At 43.8% G+C, this 16858-nt stretch carries 17 protein-coding genes; 6 read left to right on the forward strand and 11 right to left on the reverse strand.

Annotation, left to right across the window (positions count from 1 at the left end):
• Window positions 1–240 precede the first annotated feature (240 nt).
• The gene (locus WC647_18605; protein MFA6224316.1) at window positions 241–1215 is read left to right on the forward strand and encodes a Gfo/Idh/MocA family oxidoreductase; all 975 of its coding nucleotides are present in this window, start codon (window positions 241–243) and stop codon (window positions 1213–1215) included.
• A 36-nt stretch (window positions 1216–1251) separates the two neighbouring features.
• On the opposite strand, the gene hisG is transcribed toward WC647_18605, so the two are convergent.
• From hisG to WC647_18620, 3 genes are all read right to left on the reverse strand, one after another.
• Complete coding sequence (gene hisG / locus WC647_18610; protein MFA6224317.1) at window positions 1252–2133, reverse strand: ATP phosphoribosyltransferase; 882 nt, start codon at window positions 2131–2133, stop codon at window positions 1252–1254.
• Window positions 2123–2497: a phosphoribosyl-AMP cyclohydrolase gene (gene hisI / locus WC647_18615; GenBank protein ID MFA6224318.1), complete on the reverse strand. Its 375-nt coding sequence runs from the start codon at window positions 2495–2497 to the stop codon at window positions 2123–2125. The genes hisG and hisI overlap by 11 nt, the downstream gene beginning before the upstream one ends.
• A 64-nt stretch (window positions 2498–2561) precedes the next feature.
• Window positions 2562–2702: a hypothetical protein gene (locus tag WC647_18620; GenBank protein ID MFA6224319.1), complete on the reverse strand. Its 141-nt coding sequence runs from the start codon at window positions 2700–2702 to the stop codon at window positions 2562–2564.
• A 286-nt stretch (window positions 2703–2988) separates the two neighbouring features.
• Between WC647_18620 and WC647_18625 the strand changes: the two genes are divergently transcribed.
• On the forward strand, window positions 2989–3477 hold the full coding sequence (locus tag WC647_18625; GenBank protein MFA6224320.1) for a hypothetical protein: 489 nt from the start codon (window positions 2989–2991) through the stop codon (window positions 3475–3477).
• A 34-nt stretch (window positions 3478–3511) separates the two neighbouring features.
• Here the strand turns inward: WC647_18625 and trxB are convergent, their stop codons facing one another.
• Genes trxB through WC647_18645 form a run of 4 tightly spaced genes read right to left on the reverse strand, consistent with a single transcriptional unit; the run spans window position 3512 to window position 5639 of the window.
• On the reverse strand, window positions 3512–4429 hold the full coding sequence (trxB, locus tag WC647_18630) for a thioredoxin-disulfide reductase (GenBank protein ID MFA6224321.1): 918 nt from the start codon (window positions 4427–4429) through the stop codon (window positions 3512–3514).
• A 1-nt stretch (window position 4430) separates the two neighbouring features.
• Window positions 4431–4763, reverse strand: a complete 333-nt coding sequence (gene trxA, locus WC647_18635; GenBank protein ID MFA6224322.1) for a thioredoxin — start codon at window positions 4761–4763, stop codon at window positions 4431–4433.
• 29 nt (window positions 4764–4792) lie between these two features.
• The gene (locus tag WC647_18640; GenBank protein MFA6224323.1) at window positions 4793–5029 is read right to left on the reverse strand and encodes a zf-HC2 domain-containing protein; all 237 of its coding nucleotides are present in this window, start codon (window positions 5027–5029) and stop codon (window positions 4793–4795) included.
• 19 nt (window positions 5030–5048) lie between these two features.
• On the reverse strand, window positions 5049–5639 hold the full coding sequence (locus WC647_18645) for a sigma-70 family RNA polymerase sigma factor (protein MFA6224324.1): 591 nt from the start codon (window positions 5637–5639) through the stop codon (window positions 5049–5051).
• Between the two features lie 208 nt (window positions 5640–5847).
• On the opposite strand from WC647_18645, the gene WC647_18650 reads away from it, so the two are divergent.
• Window positions 5848–6645, forward strand: coding sequence for an NAD-dependent deacylase (locus WC647_18650; GenBank protein ID MFA6224325.1), 798 nt, complete (start codon window positions 5848–5850; stop codon window positions 6643–6645).
• A 15-nt stretch (window positions 6646–6660) separates the two neighbouring features.
• Here the strand turns inward: WC647_18650 and WC647_18655 are convergent, their stop codons facing one another.
• Complete coding sequence (locus WC647_18655) at window positions 6661–7410, reverse strand: hypothetical protein (GenBank protein MFA6224326.1); 750 nt, start codon at window positions 7408–7410, stop codon at window positions 6661–6663.
• Between the two features lie 147 nt (window positions 7411–7557).
• On the reverse strand, window positions 7558–11094 hold the full coding sequence (gene smc, locus WC647_18660) for a chromosome segregation protein SMC (protein MFA6224327.1): 3537 nt from the start codon (window positions 11092–11094) through the stop codon (window positions 7558–7560).
• A gap of 59 nt (window positions 11095–11153) precedes the next feature.
• Between smc and WC647_18665 the strand changes: the two genes are divergently transcribed.
• The 3 genes from WC647_18665 to WC647_18675 all read left to right on the forward strand — a co-directional run bounded on the left by WC647_18665 (window position 11154) and on the right by WC647_18675 (window position 13355).
• Window positions 11154–11666 (forward strand): hypothetical protein, encoded by a 513-nt coding sequence (locus WC647_18665; GenBank protein MFA6224328.1) that lies wholly within the window; start codon window positions 11154–11156, stop codon window positions 11664–11666.
• An 86-nt stretch (window positions 11667–11752) separates the two neighbouring features.
• Entirely contained in the window at window positions 11753–12079 is a 327-nt protein-coding gene (locus WC647_18670; GenBank protein ID MFA6224329.1) for a hypothetical protein, read from the forward strand.
• A gap of 217 nt (window positions 12080–12296) precedes the next feature.
• Complete coding sequence (locus WC647_18675; GenBank protein MFA6224330.1) at window positions 12297–13355, forward strand: retroviral-like aspartic protease family protein; 1059 nt, start codon at window positions 12297–12299, stop codon at window positions 13353–13355.
• 18 nt (window positions 13356–13373) lie between these two features.
• On the opposite strand, the gene WC647_18680 is transcribed toward WC647_18675, so the two are convergent.
• Together WC647_18680 and pnp are read right to left on the reverse strand one after the other, a co-directional pair.
• Entirely contained in the window at window positions 13374–14675 is a 1302-nt protein-coding gene (locus WC647_18680; GenBank protein ID MFA6224331.1) for a pitrilysin family protein, read from the reverse strand.
• Between the two features lie 34 nt (window positions 14676–14709).
• Window positions 14710–16791, reverse strand: coding sequence for a polyribonucleotide nucleotidyltransferase (gene pnp, locus WC647_18685; GenBank protein MFA6224332.1), 2082 nt, complete (start codon window positions 16789–16791; stop codon window positions 14710–14712).
• Between the last annotated feature and the right edge of the window lie 67 nt (window positions 16792–16858).

Below are 16858 nucleotides of genomic sequence, written 5' to 3' on the forward strand. Positions count from 1 at the left end.
GGCTCCTTCCGTCAAGCCCACGACTTCTGACTTCACTCGTCTCTCATCATCCATGCTCCGTTCTCCTTGTACACGTCTTAACTGTGTTTAACCCAATTCCGTGTCCAAAGAAACCGGGGCCGCCCCAGTCGGAACAAGACTTGAATTTTAGACGGTAATTATTAAAGCATTAATCTGTTTTGAAGTAAACCTGATTAACCTTTGACGCATGTCTAACGCCAGTGTATTTATAGCGTCATTATGACAAATTTAGACAAAATTCGTATCGGTGTTATTGGAGTGGGATCCATGGGGCGTAATCACGCCCGTGTTTTGTCTCAAAACGAAGATTGTGATTTTATAGGGATTTACGATGTCGATGAGGCCAGAGCGGCGCAAATCTGCGAAGCATACGGTTGTCGGGGTTTTGGAGATTTAGACGCAATATTGAATTCAGTAGACGCTGTAGTTGTCGCTGCGCCCACCTTTCTACACGGTGTTCTGGGTGAGGAATGTCTGAACCGCGGGATACACACGCTCATGGAAAAACCTCTCGCCGCAAGCCTGACTGACGCTGAAGGTCTTGTCAAACTTGCGGAGACAAATGGGGTGATTTTAATGGTGGGGCACATCGAACGTTACAATCCCGCTATAAGCCTCATGATAAACACCATAAAGAAAAATAAGGAACCTGTAGTTTCATTTGAGGCCAGAAGACTTAACCCTTTTGATGGAACAAGATGTCTTGATGTTGATGTCCTATATGATCTTTTGATACATGACGTAGACTTGGCTCTGGAAATAGCGGATTCTGAAATTTTAAATATTAGCGCTTTTGGGTCAGATGTTTATTCAAATTTAGTTGACGACGCTCATACACTGTTGCGATTCAAGAATGGAATCACCGCTGTTTTTTGGACTTCAAAATGCTCTCCCAGGAAAATCAGAGAAATATCTGTTACTACGAAAACTCGATTTTACCAGGCTGACACAATTACCAGAACGTTGACCATTCATACTTCCAGGGATGTAAATCCGGTAGTGGGTGGGATTTGTCAAATGGGAGATATCGAAGTCGAAGAAATTCTTCAAGCCCAAAAGGAGCCGTTAGCGGCTGAAATAGAGGATTTTCTGCGCTCGATAAAAACAAATAGCTCCCCGACTGCGAATGGCCGGAGAGCGCTGTATTCTCTGATAGTTCTTGAACAAATATCCAGAAATCTTATTACCCGTTGAAATACAAAACAATTTCGGTACAAACAGCCACCGGTTTCAGAGAACCTTGTTCAGTGAATATTCGATCACTCCCTTGGCGCCGGCCTTCAAAAGTTTAGGTATCAGAGTCCTGACAACTTCTTCTGAAACAACCGACTCAACAGAAAACCAGTCTGATTTGTATAAACCAGCGACTGTTGGAGCATTTAGAGATGGAAGTAAACCAACGACAATATCGACGTCTTCTTTTGGGACATTCATTTTCAAACCAACCATCTTTCGGGCTTCAAGCGCTGATTGAAGCATCAGATGTATTTGTTCCATCTTCTCACGCTTGAATGGGTCCTGATATGATTTCTTGTTTGCTATAAACTGGGTGTTGGTTGTTAGAATATTGTAGATGATTTTAAGGCCGTTGGCTCTCAGTGTGCTCCCGGTTTCCGTAACATCAACAATGGCGTCCACAACGCCTTCCTGAACTTTGGCTTCAGTGCTACCCCACGAAAATTCAACCTCAATTTTTATTCCACGATCAGCAAAGAACCTCTTGGTAACTCCGACCAACTCAGTAGCTACACGCTTTCCTTCAAGATCTTCCGGAACCTTATAATTGGATTTCCCATCCACGGCCAAAACCCATCGGGCAGGGTTCTGAGAAACCTTTGAATAAACTAAATCATCTATTACCTTGACATCCGACTCATTCTCAAGAATCCAATCTTTTCCCGTGAGCCCGGCGTCGAATGTTCCCGATTCCACGTATCTGGATATCTCCTGAGCCCTCAAACGAGCCATGAAGATTTCATCATCATCAACAGTCGGAAAATAACTTCTGGGTGAAACTGTTATGTTCCAGCCGGCGCGACGAAATAAATCAATTGTCGCCTGTTCCAGGCTTCCCTTTGGAATTACAATCTTTAATGGGTCTTTACGACTCAATTTCTTTTATCTCTCCTTCCTGGTTGATTCGCCTAAAGAAACAACTCCATTTTTTCGTGTGGCATGCTCCCTCGCCCTGTTGATCCACCATCAACAGAATGGTGTCCATATCACAATCTATGAGGACTTCTCTGACTATCTGAACGTCTCCGGATGTCGCGCCCTTTCGCCAAAGCTCTTTCCTGGACCTGCTCCAATAGCAGGCTCTTCCCTCCTTGAGTGTGATCTCCAGGGCTTGCTGGTTCATATAAGCCATCATCAAAACCTTACCCGTTTTTACATCCTGCGCTATCGCAGGCGCTAAACCGCCACCCTTTTCAAAGTCTATTTCGTTTATCGTAGAGGAACCTAATGAACCCCTCATGGTGTCTCCTTAGTTTGTTATACCAGTAGTTGTCATGGAGAAAACAATGCTCCATGTAAGGATTCTATTTGAAAAATATGTCAACTATTCTTATAGTCTGGTCGTCTCTTTCCCAATCCACATCTTCTATCCATTTCCAGGCGCGATTAAAAGAACAGCTTGCGATCAGAAAGGTGGCTATCAGTATCAAGAACCATTTTTTCATGACAGTCTCACATTATCACGTGTTGGCTTGGCGCTTGGACGTCCTAAGTCATTTCAATAATACACTATTTGATTAAAGCAATCAAGACACCAAACATCATCTTATGTTTAGCAAAACTAGCTAATACCCTGAAATAGCGTGGTTAATTTATTGACATAGTTTATCCGTCTACGCTATAATAGCGTCTGCTAACAACGGGTAATTGACGGAATCATGGTCAATGCCCTAGTATTGTAACCTTTTCGATTTGATCAAGCCCAAGTTGTCCTGAAGATGGGGGGAAAAAATGAACACAAGAAGCGTTGTTGCTTTATCACTCGCCCTACTTGCGTATTCAAGCCTAAGTCTGGGGGCATCCGGAGAAGCTGAACATTGTTACAAACCGGTTTCCAGACTCGAATGTTCCGCGTGGAATCTCGGTCAAGGTATAACCAGTATTGTATTCGCTCCTTGTGAGATATGGGCCTCGATGATTAACAGCGCGACCGAAGGCGCATACAAAGGATCTTGCTCGGGAGGTCTTTCCGGTTATCTGTCAGGAGCCACGGCCGGCTATCTCACAGGAATGATCACTGGATTGGCTGCAATGCTAAAGCAAATAAACACAGGATTAAAACAGGCGACCACTTTCTGGAAACCTCAAATCGCGCATTCAGATTTAGTGTCCCCAAAAGACCCTGACCGATATATAGGACCAGAGAATTGTTTTGATCCGGATCCTTTTTGGTTCAACGGACCTGTTCCACCTTTTGGTAGCAATTCAATTTTTCACTAGCAGGCCCTGGTCATATCGAAAAAAGGCAGCGAATCTAAAGTCCTTCCATATAGCGTTGGGCGCTGTATGCCGCTATTGCGCCGTCTCCCACCGCCGTGGATATTTGTCGGAGGATTTTTGCCCTAATATCGCCTGCCGCAAAAATTCCAGGGACCGAGGCTGCCATGTTCACATCGGTTAAGATAAAACCTCGCTCATCCGATTGCACTAGACCTCTAAAGGCTTCATCGGTAGGCTTGATACCAACATAGAAAAAAACTCCGCCCACCGGAAGTTTAGAAATATTTCCATCCAGAGTTGAACGAATAAACAAAGACTCAACATCGATTTTTCCAACAATCTCCTCTGGAACTGAGTTCCAATGGATTGTTAACTTCGGTTCTGCAAAGGCTTTTTCCTGAATTTCCTTCACCGCCCGCAATTGGTTTCGCCGATGAACAAGGTGAACTCTTGAAGCAAACCTGGTAAGATATACTGCTTCTTCTGTAGCTGAGTCTCCACCACCTATAACAGCGACCTCAACATCCTTAAAAAAAGGGCCATCACAAACAGCGCAATAACTAACGCCTCGGCCTGCGAATTTATATTCACCGGGGATGCCCAGCTTTATCGGGTTTGCTCCCGTGGCCAGGATAAGCGTTCGAGAAGAATAAGCGGTTCCATCCTCATTCTTCAGATCAAAACCTGAATCAGTTTTTGAAACTGAAACGATATCTGCATTTTGGATTTCTAGACCGAATTTCCGGGCTTGAGTTTCCATTTTTTGGGCAAGTTCATACCCCAAAATCGGATCCGGTTGACCAGGATAATTGTCTACAAGCTCAGTGGCGGCCATTTGACCGCCAGGCGCGCCTTTCTCAAGCAAGACTACCTTTATCCTTGCCCTGGCAGCGTACAGACCCGCAGTCAAACCCGCCGGGCCACCCCCCAGGATGATTAAATCAGTTTGCATACTAACTTATCCTATCAAGCATTTCCTTTATTTTTGTTTTGGGCACAGCTCCTACTATTTCTGCCACTCTTTCTCCATTCTTAAACAACATGAGCGTCGGTATTCCTTTCACTCCATATTTGGATGGTGTCTGTTTGTTGTCATCCACATTTAGCTTCGCTATCTTCACCTTCCCGCTGTATTCTCCAGCCAACTCTTCTACAACAGGACCAACAGTTCTGCACGGTCCGCACCAGGCAGCCCAGAAATCCACCAAAGCCGGAACTTCCGATTTCAATATTTGCTGGTCAAAATCCGCATCGGTAACATGTAATATAACGCCACTTTCTGCCATCTCTTAACTCCTCTCGCATTATTATTATTTCAATCAGCGCTACAATTGATTCGCAAAAACTCTTTTAATCTCGCTCTGACTTCATCAGGCACTTCATCTGAAACACCCTCTGAACAGACTAGAACTGTAGTCCTTAGACTTTCGAAAATCAGGGCGCAAGGAGCGCACCTTTCCAGATGCTCTTCAATTAAAACGCATTCATTTGCTCCAAGTTCGTTGTCCAAATAATCAGAAAGCTGATCACAAAAGTCTTTGCACTTCTTCATGGGCCTGGCCTCTCAATTCTCACAAATTCCGGGATAAGCCCTTTTCTATATAATAGGACGTTAATGTCTCTCGAACAATATTCCTTGCTCTATGCAATCTCGATTTTACCGCCGGAATTGACACACCAACAATGCTAGCGACTTCTTCCAGAGAAAATCCTTCGACATCTCTCAACACAACTACTGATTTGTATATTACTGGAAGTTGATCTATGGCTTCTTCGATCTTGGCTTTTCCCTCCATAGATAAAAGAATTTCCAAAGGTGTAGAGACAAACGCAGGAGACGGGGTCAAAGCCTCAGATAATTCACTAAAAATTTTATCATCATATTCTACCGTTTCCGGCCTCACCCGTCTTAGATACATAAGGGCGGCGTTTGTGGCTATTCTAAAAAGCCATGTTGAAAAGGATGAAGCCCCAGTAAAGCCGTTCAAACCCCGATATGCGCTCAGAAACGTGTCCTGCAAAAGATCCTCGGCCAAAGACGCGTCAGTTACCATTTTACGTAGGTGTCTGTAAATCCTTCCCTGGTACTTGTCAACCAAGCGCTCAAATGAATTGAAATTCCCTCCTAGGGTATCTTTAACAAATTGTAGATCTTCTTCCATAACCAAATCCCGGTTCTGAGCGACATTGATCTCAGGAAAAAATACTCCTAAAAAAATTATGTTGTCTGAATACAGATAATTTGGCAACCATTTTGTGTCAAGGTCGTACGAGAGTTGAATATCCGTCAACACAATCCAATACCGAAATTGCTCGCCACATGTTATATACCCTAGTGGTCCAGCTTCGTAACTTCAAGGAACAAGACTTATGCAAGAACAGATACAACGAGTAGTCAAAATACTTTCAAAAGCCCAAAACGCGGTGGCCCTCACCGGAGCCGGAGTCAGCACGGAGTCGGGCATCCCTGATTTTAGAAGCCCTGGAGGTCTATGGTCAAAAGTGGATCCAGGGGAATTTTCCATAGACCGGTTCCTACAAAATCCGGGTCGTTTCTGGCGCCTCAATCTTAATCTGAAACAGTCAGGGGAATTTGACCTATCGTCAGCCTCTCCAAATCCCGCCCATTATGCGCTCTCCAGAATGGAACGGCTGGGTGTGCTCAAATGCCTGATTACTCAAAATGTCGATAACCTGCATCAAAGAGCGGGGTCTGTAGAAGTTGTAGAATTTCACGGCAACCTTCTGAGAGCTATCTGTTTGAAATGTAAGGCGTTAGAACCTATTGAGGATGTTGAAAGAAGACTCTTGTCTGACGAGGTAGAAACCCCTAGGTGCCTTAAGTGTGGCGGTATCCTTAAACCAGACGCTATTTTCTTTGGCGAAGCCATTCCTTCAAGGGCTTTGATGATTTCACAGATTCAAGCTCAAAAATGTGACGTCTTGTTGGTTATTGGAACATCCTTACAAGTATTTCCCGCGGCTCAGATCCCCATAAATGTGAAAGTTAAGATCCCCCCTGCCACCGTAATTGAAATTAATCGTGAACCCTCGTCGCTTCATAAACAGGTTACAGATATTCTTCTTACTGGAAGCGCTTCAGAAATTATGTCGAGCTTGATAGAAGAACTCGAAAAAGAGGTTAAAAATACTCCGAAAGGAATTTGAATGGAGCCGTAGCGCCTAGAACAGCAGTGATGTTTCGAGATAAAATCCGCTTCGATTAAGATCCATCGTATCTATTTCGCGTTTGAATTTTATATGGTCATAACGGTAACCCCCACTTACGTTCCAGGTCCAGTACATGTTTATGGGGATATCTACTCCTGTTAGAGCTTCCCACTCCCAGGTTTCGAAGTCGTTGTAATTCCACCAGTTGACTCTAGCGGCGATATTAGGTCTTAATGCTACCCCTTCGACTATTGGATAAAAAATGCCATGAATGCCGAGCATCGGAAATACCTTGTTTCCTTCAAGTCTGTAATTGTAAGGGGCTCCACCCACGAGGACATTACTGACCTTGGTGTCATATCCATCAATAGCCAGGTCAATATTGGCTCCAAACAGAATTTGAGGGGTCATGTAGAAATCAAGATCATATCCTACACGCCAGTCTTTAATTTGCAGATAGGAGTCTGTCGAAGATTGGTTATAAGTAGTTTGAGGATCTACCCTCAGACGGAAAACATGCGCATTATCGAATCTTGCCGAGGCGAAAAATTCCCATGCCAATTTTTCTTTGGTCAGTCCCATATTTTCGCCAAGACCAATCTTGGTCCTGTCTCGTTGAATCAGGTCACCCTCGATATTGGTGAACCACATGCGAACCCCAGCGTTGGCCCGGATGTAACTAGGCACCTCCCATGCGTATCCCTGCTCTATCATCAAGATAGAGAGAACAATCATACTGCTTATTAAGGTGAATTTTTTCATAGGACGTGACTCAAAACAGACGATAATTAATGCATTACTTTATGTTTTCTGCGTAACATATATATTTTTAATGATATATTGTCAAGACTATTCTACATAAAGGTCGGTTACTTGGCTGGTTTTATGGGGGCTAGAAAAAGAAAGGGGTTATTCTGAAAGTCGTACCGATACCAAAGTAGACGCTCCCATCTCCTCAGAAGTCACTCCGAACAGGCTGTCAGATCCTTCCATGCTCTTTTTGTTATGGGTGATCACAACGAACTGGGTATTCCTTGAAAGATCACTAAGCATGCGGTTAAAACGATCTACGTTTGAATCATCCAGAGGAGCGTCCACTTCGTCCAGAAGACAGAAAGAAGAAGGTTTGTACAAAAAAATCGCGAAGATAAACGCTATAGCGGTTAGAGCCTTTTCCCCTCCGGAAAGAAGATCAACATTTTGCAGCCTCTTACCAGGTGGCTTTACCATTATGTTAACTCCATGATCATGGGAATCCTCTGAACCAATTAGTTCCAACCAGGCTTCTCCTCCATTGAACAGAACAGCGAAAATCTCTTTGAATTTGGTGTTTACTTCCTGAAACGTAGTCTGAAAACGAAGACTGGTAGTTCTGTCTATTTTTTCAATTGTGGAAAAAAGAGACTTCACCGCTGTTCTTAGATCAGTCTCCTGTTCCATGAGAAAATCCAGCCGTTCTTTGACGTGCCGGCTTTCATTGATGGCGGCAAGGTTTACCTCTCCCATTGACTCGATTGCGGATCTTATTTCAAACAATTCCGTTTCTTGCGGCTGAACTTCTGGGCACTTAACCGAAGAAGGATTCACATTGTGTTTTTCCATGATCTTCTCAATAGAATTTCGAAGTGTTTCTGTAAGCCGCGCCCAATCTATTTCATTTTTGTGAATTTCGTTCCTGAGACTTTCCACGAGTTTACTCAAGGACGTTTCCTGATTTGTTAGCGTAGTCACCGTAGTTTTTAAATTATTGAATGATTCCTGCAAGTTTGATTGATCGAGACTAAGCTTTTCGTGAAGAGCGAACATTTCCTTCTTTAGAGCCAAATATTTGGTTTTATCTTCAGACAAATATTGAGATTGCTGAGACATGTATTCAAGTTCCCGCTTCAAGTCGGAGATTTGATGTTCGCAATTCCTGATAAAATTCTTGGTTGAATCCCTATCTCTCATGGCGGATTTGGCGCGTTCCTCTATTTGCGCTAATTTGATTCTAATCTCATTGACCTTTCTTGTTTCAGAATCCAAAAGTGACTTTGACTGGTTGGAAAATTTCTCACACGCTTCTTTTTCTCTTGTCAAAGAATCTCTTTGTTCTTCTAAGGATCTAATCCGTATCTTGATGTCGACATCCTCTTTTGAAAGCAGACCAAGATCTTCAGAAATTCTCCTGTGGTCCAAATCCGTCCCCCTGATTCCGCTTCGGGCTCTATTGATTTCTGATTCCAATCGTTCCAAATCCTTGACGAGCTTAACTTGTTCTATGCTTAGCTCTGACCTTATCCGTCCATTTTTTTCAATCTTGGTTATCAAATCTTGAAAAGCCGATTCGGCGTCGTTGATCAACGAATTCATTCCTTGAATTTTTTCGCCTAATATAGTCTCTTGAGTAATTAGGCTTTCGAGTTCCGATTTTTTTGAGAGAACATCTCTTTCAGGAGCGTCAAGAGATCCTACGGAAACAGTACGTCCTCCTACGATGATTTCCCCATTTAGCGTAACAATATTCAACTTATTGTTCCTATTGAGGTAAAGTTCCCTAGCTTGTGTCAAATCATCAGCGACATGGAAATCCCCCAGCAAGTCTTTCACCATCACTTCAAAACGTTCGGCACCCCTTACATAGTCAGATAATTTGGTAACCGGTTCCTGGTCTGAAGACAGTCTTGACGAATCATCCAGAGGGAATGAATCCAGTGAAGTCAATGTCACTCGTGAGATTTCCAGATCTTTGATTTTATCCGCCACTTCGAGCGCCGTAGCAAAATCTTCTACAATTACCGCCCCCAATTGATTATTCAGGACTGAAGACAATGCCGTATGATATTTGGGTGGACATTCAATTACTTCGACTAATGGCTTAAAAACAGCCCCATCTTCCAATGAAGCGAAATCTTTCATCACTGTCTGGGTTCCGGAACCATAAGAAAAGTAGCTCCTGTTTTGTTCCCGCAAAGATTCCATCCGAGTCCTTGTAGAAATGAATTCTTTGTCAAGTCTCCTCATGTTTTCTGTGAGTGTTTTTATCTCTGCTGCGAGTTTTGATCTTCGTTCTTGGTCAGCGTTAAGTTCTGATTCGACTGAACACAAGGATTGCTGAACTTTCTCTTTCTTTTTTCGAACCATTTCTGTTTCTTCAAGTTTTTGGGCCAGTATTTCGGTTTGATTTTTTGAATCCTGTTCGTATTTATCAAGGCGAGCCTGAAGTTCTGTTTTTCTCTTCAAATCGTGATCTAACCTGTTTTTTTGCTGGGAAAGACTCTGGAGGGTTTCAAAAAGTTGATCTTTATAACCTTCCAATTTCGTAGTCTGTTCCTTGGTTTGTAGTCGTAAAGTATCAATCAAACTTTTGGAAGCTGTTAATTTTTCGTTCAAATGGGAAATTTGAGAAGTGAATTCCGAAAGTTTGTCTTGCGTTTTTTGAAGATTGTCTTGAGCTGAGGACATCCTTTGGCTGAGTGCGCCCGAATCCGACTTAATTCTCTCTCCTCTTCCCTCCATTTCTTTCTCTCGGTTGCGGATTTGACTCAAATTATGCTCGGCTGAGTTAAGATCCTTTTCAGTAGAGCGTATTTTCTCGGCTAATTCGTTGAAGAGGCGTTGTGTATCGGAGAGTTTGAGGCGATCTGATTCAAGTTCCGCCACCACCTGCCCAAGAGTTGATTCCTTCTCGGCCAGTTCATCTTTAAACTTTTCGGAATCAACTTTCAGTTGATCCAATTCAAGGGAAAGATTTCGGCATTTGAAAGCCTCAGAATTTATTTCAAGTTCTCTCAGTTGACCTTTGAGTTCTTTAAAGCGTTGGGCCTTCAATGCCTGTTTCTTGAGCGCGTGGCTCTGTTTCTTAACTTCCGAAACGACGTCTTTAATTCGCTGCAGGTTTTGATTGGTTTGTTCAAGCTTTTTTATAGTGGATTCGCGTCTGGCTTTATATCGATTTATACTTGCGGCTTCCTCGAGAAAGACCCTTCTCTCTTCCGGCTTTGCAGCTATGATTTGTTCAACACGTCCTTGTTCTATGATCGCGTAGGAATTTCGACCAATACCCGTGTCCATGAAAAATTCGATGATGTCGGTCAACCTGCACGGAACGCCGTTAAGCTCATAGTGGGAATTGCCGTCCCTGAAGAGTCGTCTAGCGACCATGATCTCATCATAGTCAGACATTGGAGGAGGGAATGACTTGCCGTCATTACCCAAAGTAAGCCTGACCTCCGCCATTCCCACGGGTTTCAGCGTCTCTGATCCGTTAAAGATGACGTCTTCCATTTTCTTGCATCGAAGAGACTTGGTTCTCTGCTCTCCCATTACCCAGCGTATGGCCTCCATTATGTTGCTCTTGCCGGACCCATTAGGTCCCACAACGGAGGTAATTCCATCGCAAAAGTCTATGTTTGTTTTTCCGGGAAAACTTTTGAAACCATTTATTTCTAATCGTTTAAGCTTCATGAGAGATTTTCTGCTCTGAACACCCTGTCAAATTCAAAAGGGGTATTATAATATTTATTATGAGTGTATCCAAACAATACCATTACTATCTGATCCGCGACGCAGCCATTTTAGTCAAGACTACCAACGAACCAGGATCTAGCGCCTCAGATTTTTGCTATGATTTGTTTGATGTGAGAACCGGGACGCATCTTAAAGACATTTACCCTGCGTTTGATCCTACTGAACTTGCAAGAGGTTTCAAGCTTTCAGAAGAAACGGCGGCGGTGATTCTGAAGACCGAATGCCTGTCCAAGAACAGAGAAAATAACTCGGCAGCCAAAGTCGTAACTATTATAGAGGCTCGGCAGAGAAAACTTGATTCAGTTGTGGCGGATTCTATCATCGATCAGGTTTACGTCATCTCAAGGCTCTTGCAGGATTTTCTCAGCGTAACCCGAAAAGCGTCACGTGAAGAGCGTTTCTGGCTTTCCCAGCAGGCCATAACCCTAGTCAGGAAGTTCTCTGGACGTGAACTGGCCGAGCTTCAGGAAATACTTGATTGGTTTAAAACATTGCCGAGAAAAAATTAAACAATTCGTGGTTAAAGAATGCTAATCTTTTCATTGCCTTGATCCATAAAATCAAATCTTGCAATATGTCAGGATATAGGATTTGTATGAAACAAGAAGATAATCTACAAGAGATCGGCAATCAATCCCAGCAGAGCGCGGGGTTGGCCGGGCAAGTTGCGCCGCAGGTAAATCAAAACGATTCCGAGATAGATGAACCGTCAGTATCGCTTTTGGATCGCGCCGTGGCTGCTCTCATACTTATATTACCATTCAGCAAATTGATTGAGTGGGCTCAAGATAAACTCCATGATATTCTACCACAGTCAATAGCGAACATGGCTGTTCTTGTGGGAATAATTCTTTTCCTCTTGGTTACGGGACGTCTATCCAAGACAATTTATTATTATAGACGCAAAGTTACTGGCAACTAATATAATCTTTCTCTTTAACTTATAATGTCAACATTATACAAATAATACTTGAAATGGATACTAATAGTATCTAAAATTCAGTTGCAGCTTGTTGCGAAAATGATCATTAATTTTGGCCTCAGTAAGGGTTGAGAGTTTAGTGTATAGCCTTATTTCACCGACTATATATCTAGTCCTGATTTTTTGTCTTCTTTCGGTTGTTTTTCCGAATAGAGGTTTGGCTTTAGAAAAACAGGAACTTTTTTTTGAAGAGGCGAAAAGTTTTCTCAAATCAGGCAAGTATCAGGAGGCGATCCAGTCTTTTTCAAAGGCGATTGGGGCTTTGGCCCTTAACAATGATTTCGCTCGAACTGCCTTGCTTGCCAGAGCCCAGGCCTATTATCAGAAAGGCGACACTAAAAATGCATTGAAAGATCTCAGAGAAGTCTTCGACTATCCTGGCCTGTCAGGGGAGCTACTCGCTTCAAGTTTGAACCTGAGAGCTTTGTTGAGCCTTAAAGAGGGAAAATTGAGTCGCGCGGTGGAAGACTATAGCACGGCCGTCATCACTCCACACAACAATCAATCTCTCAAATCAGTCACCTTTGCGAATCGTGGAATAACGTATTTGAACATGGGGCTTTTCCGAAAAGCCATTCTGGATTTTGACCGAGCGATTGAGTTTGATCCTGGGTCGGGCTTCAATTACGCTGCGCGTGCAGTAGCTAACCTTAGAACCGACAAAGTGGAACAGGCAAAAAAGGATAGCGAGACTGCAATGACATTGGGGTCGGACAATCAGACGCGGCGTCTGGCAAGTTCTGTTCTCAGTGAACTTGGTTTTCAGAAAATAGATGAAGATTGTATAGTTGCAAAAATCAACGAAGATGGACAAATTTTCGTTCAGCTAAAATTCGGCAAGAACGGGCGACCACATCGTTTTCTGCTCGACACCGGAGCTACACATAGTTTGATAGACAAATCGTTGTTAAAGGAATTGTCGCGTGAGACTCGTATAAAGGAAATAGGCAAGGGAATTGTCCATCTCGCTGATGGATCAACTGCGCCTGTAACCAGGTACAGTGTTGAAAGCGCGTTTCTTTATCAAATGCCGTTAGGCCCAATTCAGGTCCAAACCATGGACAAGAAAAACAAGCGTAGTCTCAATCTACTAGGCGCCGGGAGTCTGAAGAATTTGTCCATACTCATCGACACGTCAAAAAAACGGGTTGAAATTAGAAGAAAATCGTCTTCAGAGTATAGTAAGCAAAGGTTTACAAATTCAACCGCCCGCTAATTCTCCAGGTAGATCCTCTCAAGCGCGGGATCCGTCAAAAAAACTTATTACGTCCATAGATTCCGGAGCCGGTCCCAAAAGAGTAATCAACATTTTTTCAGGTCTGAAAAATCGGGAAGCGAATTCCTGAACTTCCCCCAGTGTAACCTTTTCAAGGTCATTAATAATTTCGTCCAGGGAAACATATTTTCCGAAATGAATTTCACCCTTGACTATTCGACTGACGCGCGAGTCGGTGGATTCATTGCTCAGAACAATAGTTCCTGCAAGTTGATTCTTGGCCATTTCGAGTTCTTCAGGCCTTATCGTATCAGGGATCTTTTGGGTTTCCTTACCCATCACATCAAGTAGTTCTTCTATCCTTTCAGGCTCGGTACTCGCGTAGATTCCCATGATACCTGTATCTGAGTAAGAAGTAAGGAATGAATAAACGCTGTAGGAAAGCCCTCGTTTTTCACGAATCTCCTGAAACAGTCTCGAACTCATTCCTCCACCGAAAAGTGTGTTGAAAAGATAGGCTTTGTATCTATCTCCATCCGAGGCGCTGGGTCCTTCAACCGCGACACATACGTGGACTTGTTCCAAGTCTTTCTCACGAATTAATGCGCCTGGAAAACTCTTCGGTTTCTCCTGTTTTTCTCTCGTTGTCCCTGAATTTAAACACTGCATTTTCCCCCTGATGAGATCCACGAACTTTTCATGTTCGACATCACCCGCCGCGCATACGATTGTTTCGGCCCCAACATAGTTATCAGCCTTATATTGCAGCATTGTATCCCGACCAAAGCTCAGAACGTTTTGCATTGTTCCCAGCACTGACCTCCCAAATGGATCATCTGGCCAGAATCGCTCAGTAACCATTTCATGGATGAAATCTTCAGGGGTGTCCTGGACTTGCCGTATTTCTTGACAAATGACCTGCTTTTCTCTCTCTATTTCTTCTTCGGGAAAATACGAGTTTAAGAAAATATCCGTCAAGAGATCTGTGGCCAAGGTGAGATTCTTGCTTAACATCTTGCAATAAAAGGATGTTAATTCTTTGCTGGTAAACGCGTTTAAATTTCCGCCCACCGAATCGACGGTTTTAGCAATTTGGAGAGCGTCTCTGGAATGGGTTCCCTTAAAAAACATGTGTTCCAGGAAATGGCTTATACCATTTAGGTTTGTCGCCTCTCCCCTGGAACCTGACTTTATGTATATGCTAATTGAAACTGATTTAACGTAGGTCAGTCTTTCCGTTAGAATTCGTATGCCGTTGTCAAGTTGAGTTTTTTGAAAGACTGAATCGGGTAAACATAATCTAACACTGGAGTCATTCACTATATTATCTCAATTCCATTCTCGCTAATTATTTCTATTCGTTGCTCAGAGCGTCTTTGCGCGAAAGTTTGATTTTCCCCTGAGGATCTATCCCAATTACCTTTACCAAAACTGTTTCGCCTTCCCTTACGACATCGGATACTTTTCTCACTCGTTCATGCGCCAGTTGTGAAATATGTACCAGGCCATCCGTCCCCGGAAAAATCTCGACAAAAGCTCCAAAATCAGTGATCTTCCTGACGGTTCCTTCATAAATCTTCCCGATCTCCGCCTGTTGCGTTAGGCTCTGGATCGCCTTCTTGGCTTCCTCGGCGCCAGCGACGTCAACAGACGCTATTATCACTTTACCGGTGTCATCAACTTCAATCTTTGTGCCGGTCTCTTCTTGAATAGCACGGATAATTTTTCCACCAGGGCCGATAATGTCACGGATTTTGTCAGGATTGATGAACATAACGAATATTCGGGGAGCGTACGGCGAGATTTCTTCTCTTGGCCCCTGAATGACCTTATACATTTCGTCAAGGATGTGCTCACGTCCCTGTTTCGCCTGAAAAAGCGCCTCAGCCAGCACTTCCCTTGTGATACCCTCAATCTTTATATCCATCTGGAGAGCTGTCACACCTTGTCGAGTGCCGGTAACTTTAAAATCCATGTCTCCATGATGGTCTTCGTCACCAATGATGTCCGACAGAATTGCAGTTCGGCCTTCTCCCTCAAGCAGCCCCATGGCGATTCCAGCCACCGGTTCGGTCAATCGAACACCAGCGTCCATGAGTGAAAGCGAAGCCCCACATACTGTGGCCATCGAAGATGAACCATTAGATTCTAGAATTTCTGAAACTACTCTTATAGTGTAAGGAAAATCTTCATCATCCGGCAGAAGATAAGCGATTGAGCGTTCCGCGAGGGCTCCATGCCCCACTTCTCTGCGCGATGGCCCTCTCAGAAATTTTACCTCCCCAACAGAGAATGGAGGGAACTTGTAGTGAAGCATAAAGGATTTGTAACTGGATCCTTCAAGGGCCTCCACTTTTTGTTCGTCTGAAGACGTTCCTAGAGTTACAACAACGAGGGCTTGTGTCTCCCCACGGGTAAACAACGCGCTCCCATGTGTTCTAGGCAGCACACCAACTTCACAGCTTATGTCCCTAACATCTTTAAAGCCCCGTCCCCCGATTCTTACGTTTTTATCGAGGATCATGCTCCGAATAAAATAGCGTTCAATTTCTTCGAAATATGACAGAATTTCTGGTCTGCGGGCTTTGAATTCATCACCCAAAGATTCTAACGCTGTGGAACAGATTTCGTTCAGTTTGGCTCGACGCTCCAGTTTGGCTGCAATAGTCAGAGCGCTATCAATTTGGTCACCCCAGTCAGCCATGATTTTGTTGAATAGGTTGTCGTCCCTAAATTTGGGGGTCACCGCACGCTTTGGCTTGCCGGCGACTTCACGCAGTTTTTCCTGAGCTTCTACTATGTTGAGAACTTCTTCGTAGGCCCTGTAAATGGCGTCTACCACAACCTGTTCAGGAACGCGGTCGGCTCCGCCTTCAACCATCACTATTCCCTGCCTGGACCCAACGACTATCAGATTGAGGTCTGAATAAGAATCCTCGAGAGGAGCGGGATTGATGATGAAACTACCTTCAACTCTGCCAATTCTTACAGCTCCTATTGGTCCGTTGAACGGTATTTCCGAGATATGCAGGGCCGCTGAAGCGCCGTTGATCGCCATCATGTCGGGCTCGTGCTCTCCATCGGACGACAGAACTGTAGCGATGATTTGAGTCTCTGAGACAAACCCCTCGGGAAACAGCGGCCTTATAGGCCGGTCTATAAATCTCGAGGTAAGTATCTCCTTTTCGGTAGGTCGTCCCTCACGCTTGAAGAAACCACCAGGTATCTTCCCGGCGGCATAAGTCATTTCCAGATAATCCACAGTTAAAGGAAAGAAATCGATACCTTCTCTACCTTGCTTTTCAGCTACTGAAGTAACTAAAACAACCGTATCACCGGTCTGGACAAGGACTGAACCAGAAGCCTGCTTCGCCAAGCGTCCAGTTTCAAAAGTCATTTCTTTTCCCGACACAGTACAGCTAATTCTGTGCGCCATATCGCTTTTTGATCCTCTCTAGAAATTCCCTAAATGCAGGCGCATGTCCAAAACCGTTTGATCGGCA

The sequence above is a fragment of the Desulfomonilaceae bacterium genome (assembly GCA_041662605.1).
Classification (GTDB): Bacteria; Desulfobacterota; Desulfomonilia; order Desulfomonilales; family Desulfomonilaceae; genus CAJBEZ01.

What these genes read in the sequence shown, in the direction of transcription:
- WC647_18605 (MFA6224316.1), top strand. Translation starts at nt 241, where the DNA reads ATGACAAATTTAGACAAAATTCGTATCGGTGTTATTGGAGTGGGATCC.
- hisI (MFA6224318.1), bottom strand. Translation starts at nt 2,497, where the DNA reads ATGAGGGGTTCATTAGGTTCCTCTACGATAAACGAAATAGACTTTGAA.
- WC647_18620 (MFA6224319.1), bottom strand. Translation starts at nt 2,702, where the DNA reads ATGAAAAAATGGTTCTTGATACTGATAGCCACCTTTCTGATCGCAAGC.
- WC647_18625 (MFA6224320.1), top strand. Translation starts at nt 2,989, where the DNA reads ATGAACACAAGAAGCGTTGTTGCTTTATCACTCGCCCTACTTGCGTAT.
- trxB (MFA6224321.1), bottom strand. Translation starts at nt 4,429, where the DNA reads ATGCAAACTGATTTAATCATCCTGGGGGGTGGCCCGGCGGGTTTGACT.
- trxA (MFA6224322.1), bottom strand. Translation starts at nt 4,763, where the DNA reads ATGGCAGAAAGTGGCGTTATATTACATGTTACCGATGCGGATTTTGAC.
- WC647_18640 (MFA6224323.1), bottom strand. Translation starts at nt 5,029, where the DNA reads ATGAAGAAGTGCAAAGACTTTTGTGATCAGCTTTCTGATTATTTGGAC.
- WC647_18645 (MFA6224324.1), bottom strand. Translation starts at nt 5,639, where the DNA reads ATGGAAGAAGATCTACAATTTGTTAAAGATACCCTAGGAGGGAATTTC.
- WC647_18650 (MFA6224325.1), top strand. Translation starts at nt 5,848, where the DNA reads ATGCAAGAACAGATACAACGAGTAGTCAAAATACTTTCAAAAGCCCAA.
- WC647_18655 (MFA6224326.1), bottom strand. Translation starts at nt 7,410, where the DNA reads ATGAAAAAATTCACCTTAATAAGCAGTATGATTGTTCTCTCTATCTTG.
- smc (MFA6224327.1), bottom strand. Translation starts at nt 11,094, where the DNA reads ATGAAGCTTAAACGATTAGAAATAAATGGTTTCAAAAGTTTTCCCGGA.
- WC647_18665 (MFA6224328.1), top strand. Translation starts at nt 11,154, where the DNA reads ATGAGTGTATCCAAACAATACCATTACTATCTGATCCGCGACGCAGCC.
- WC647_18670 (MFA6224329.1), top strand. Translation starts at nt 11,753, where the DNA reads ATGAAACAAGAAGATAATCTACAAGAGATCGGCAATCAATCCCAGCAG.
- pnp (MFA6224332.1), bottom strand. Translation starts at nt 16,791, where the DNA reads ATGGCGCACAGAATTAGCTGTACTGTGTCGGGAAAAGAAATGACTTTT.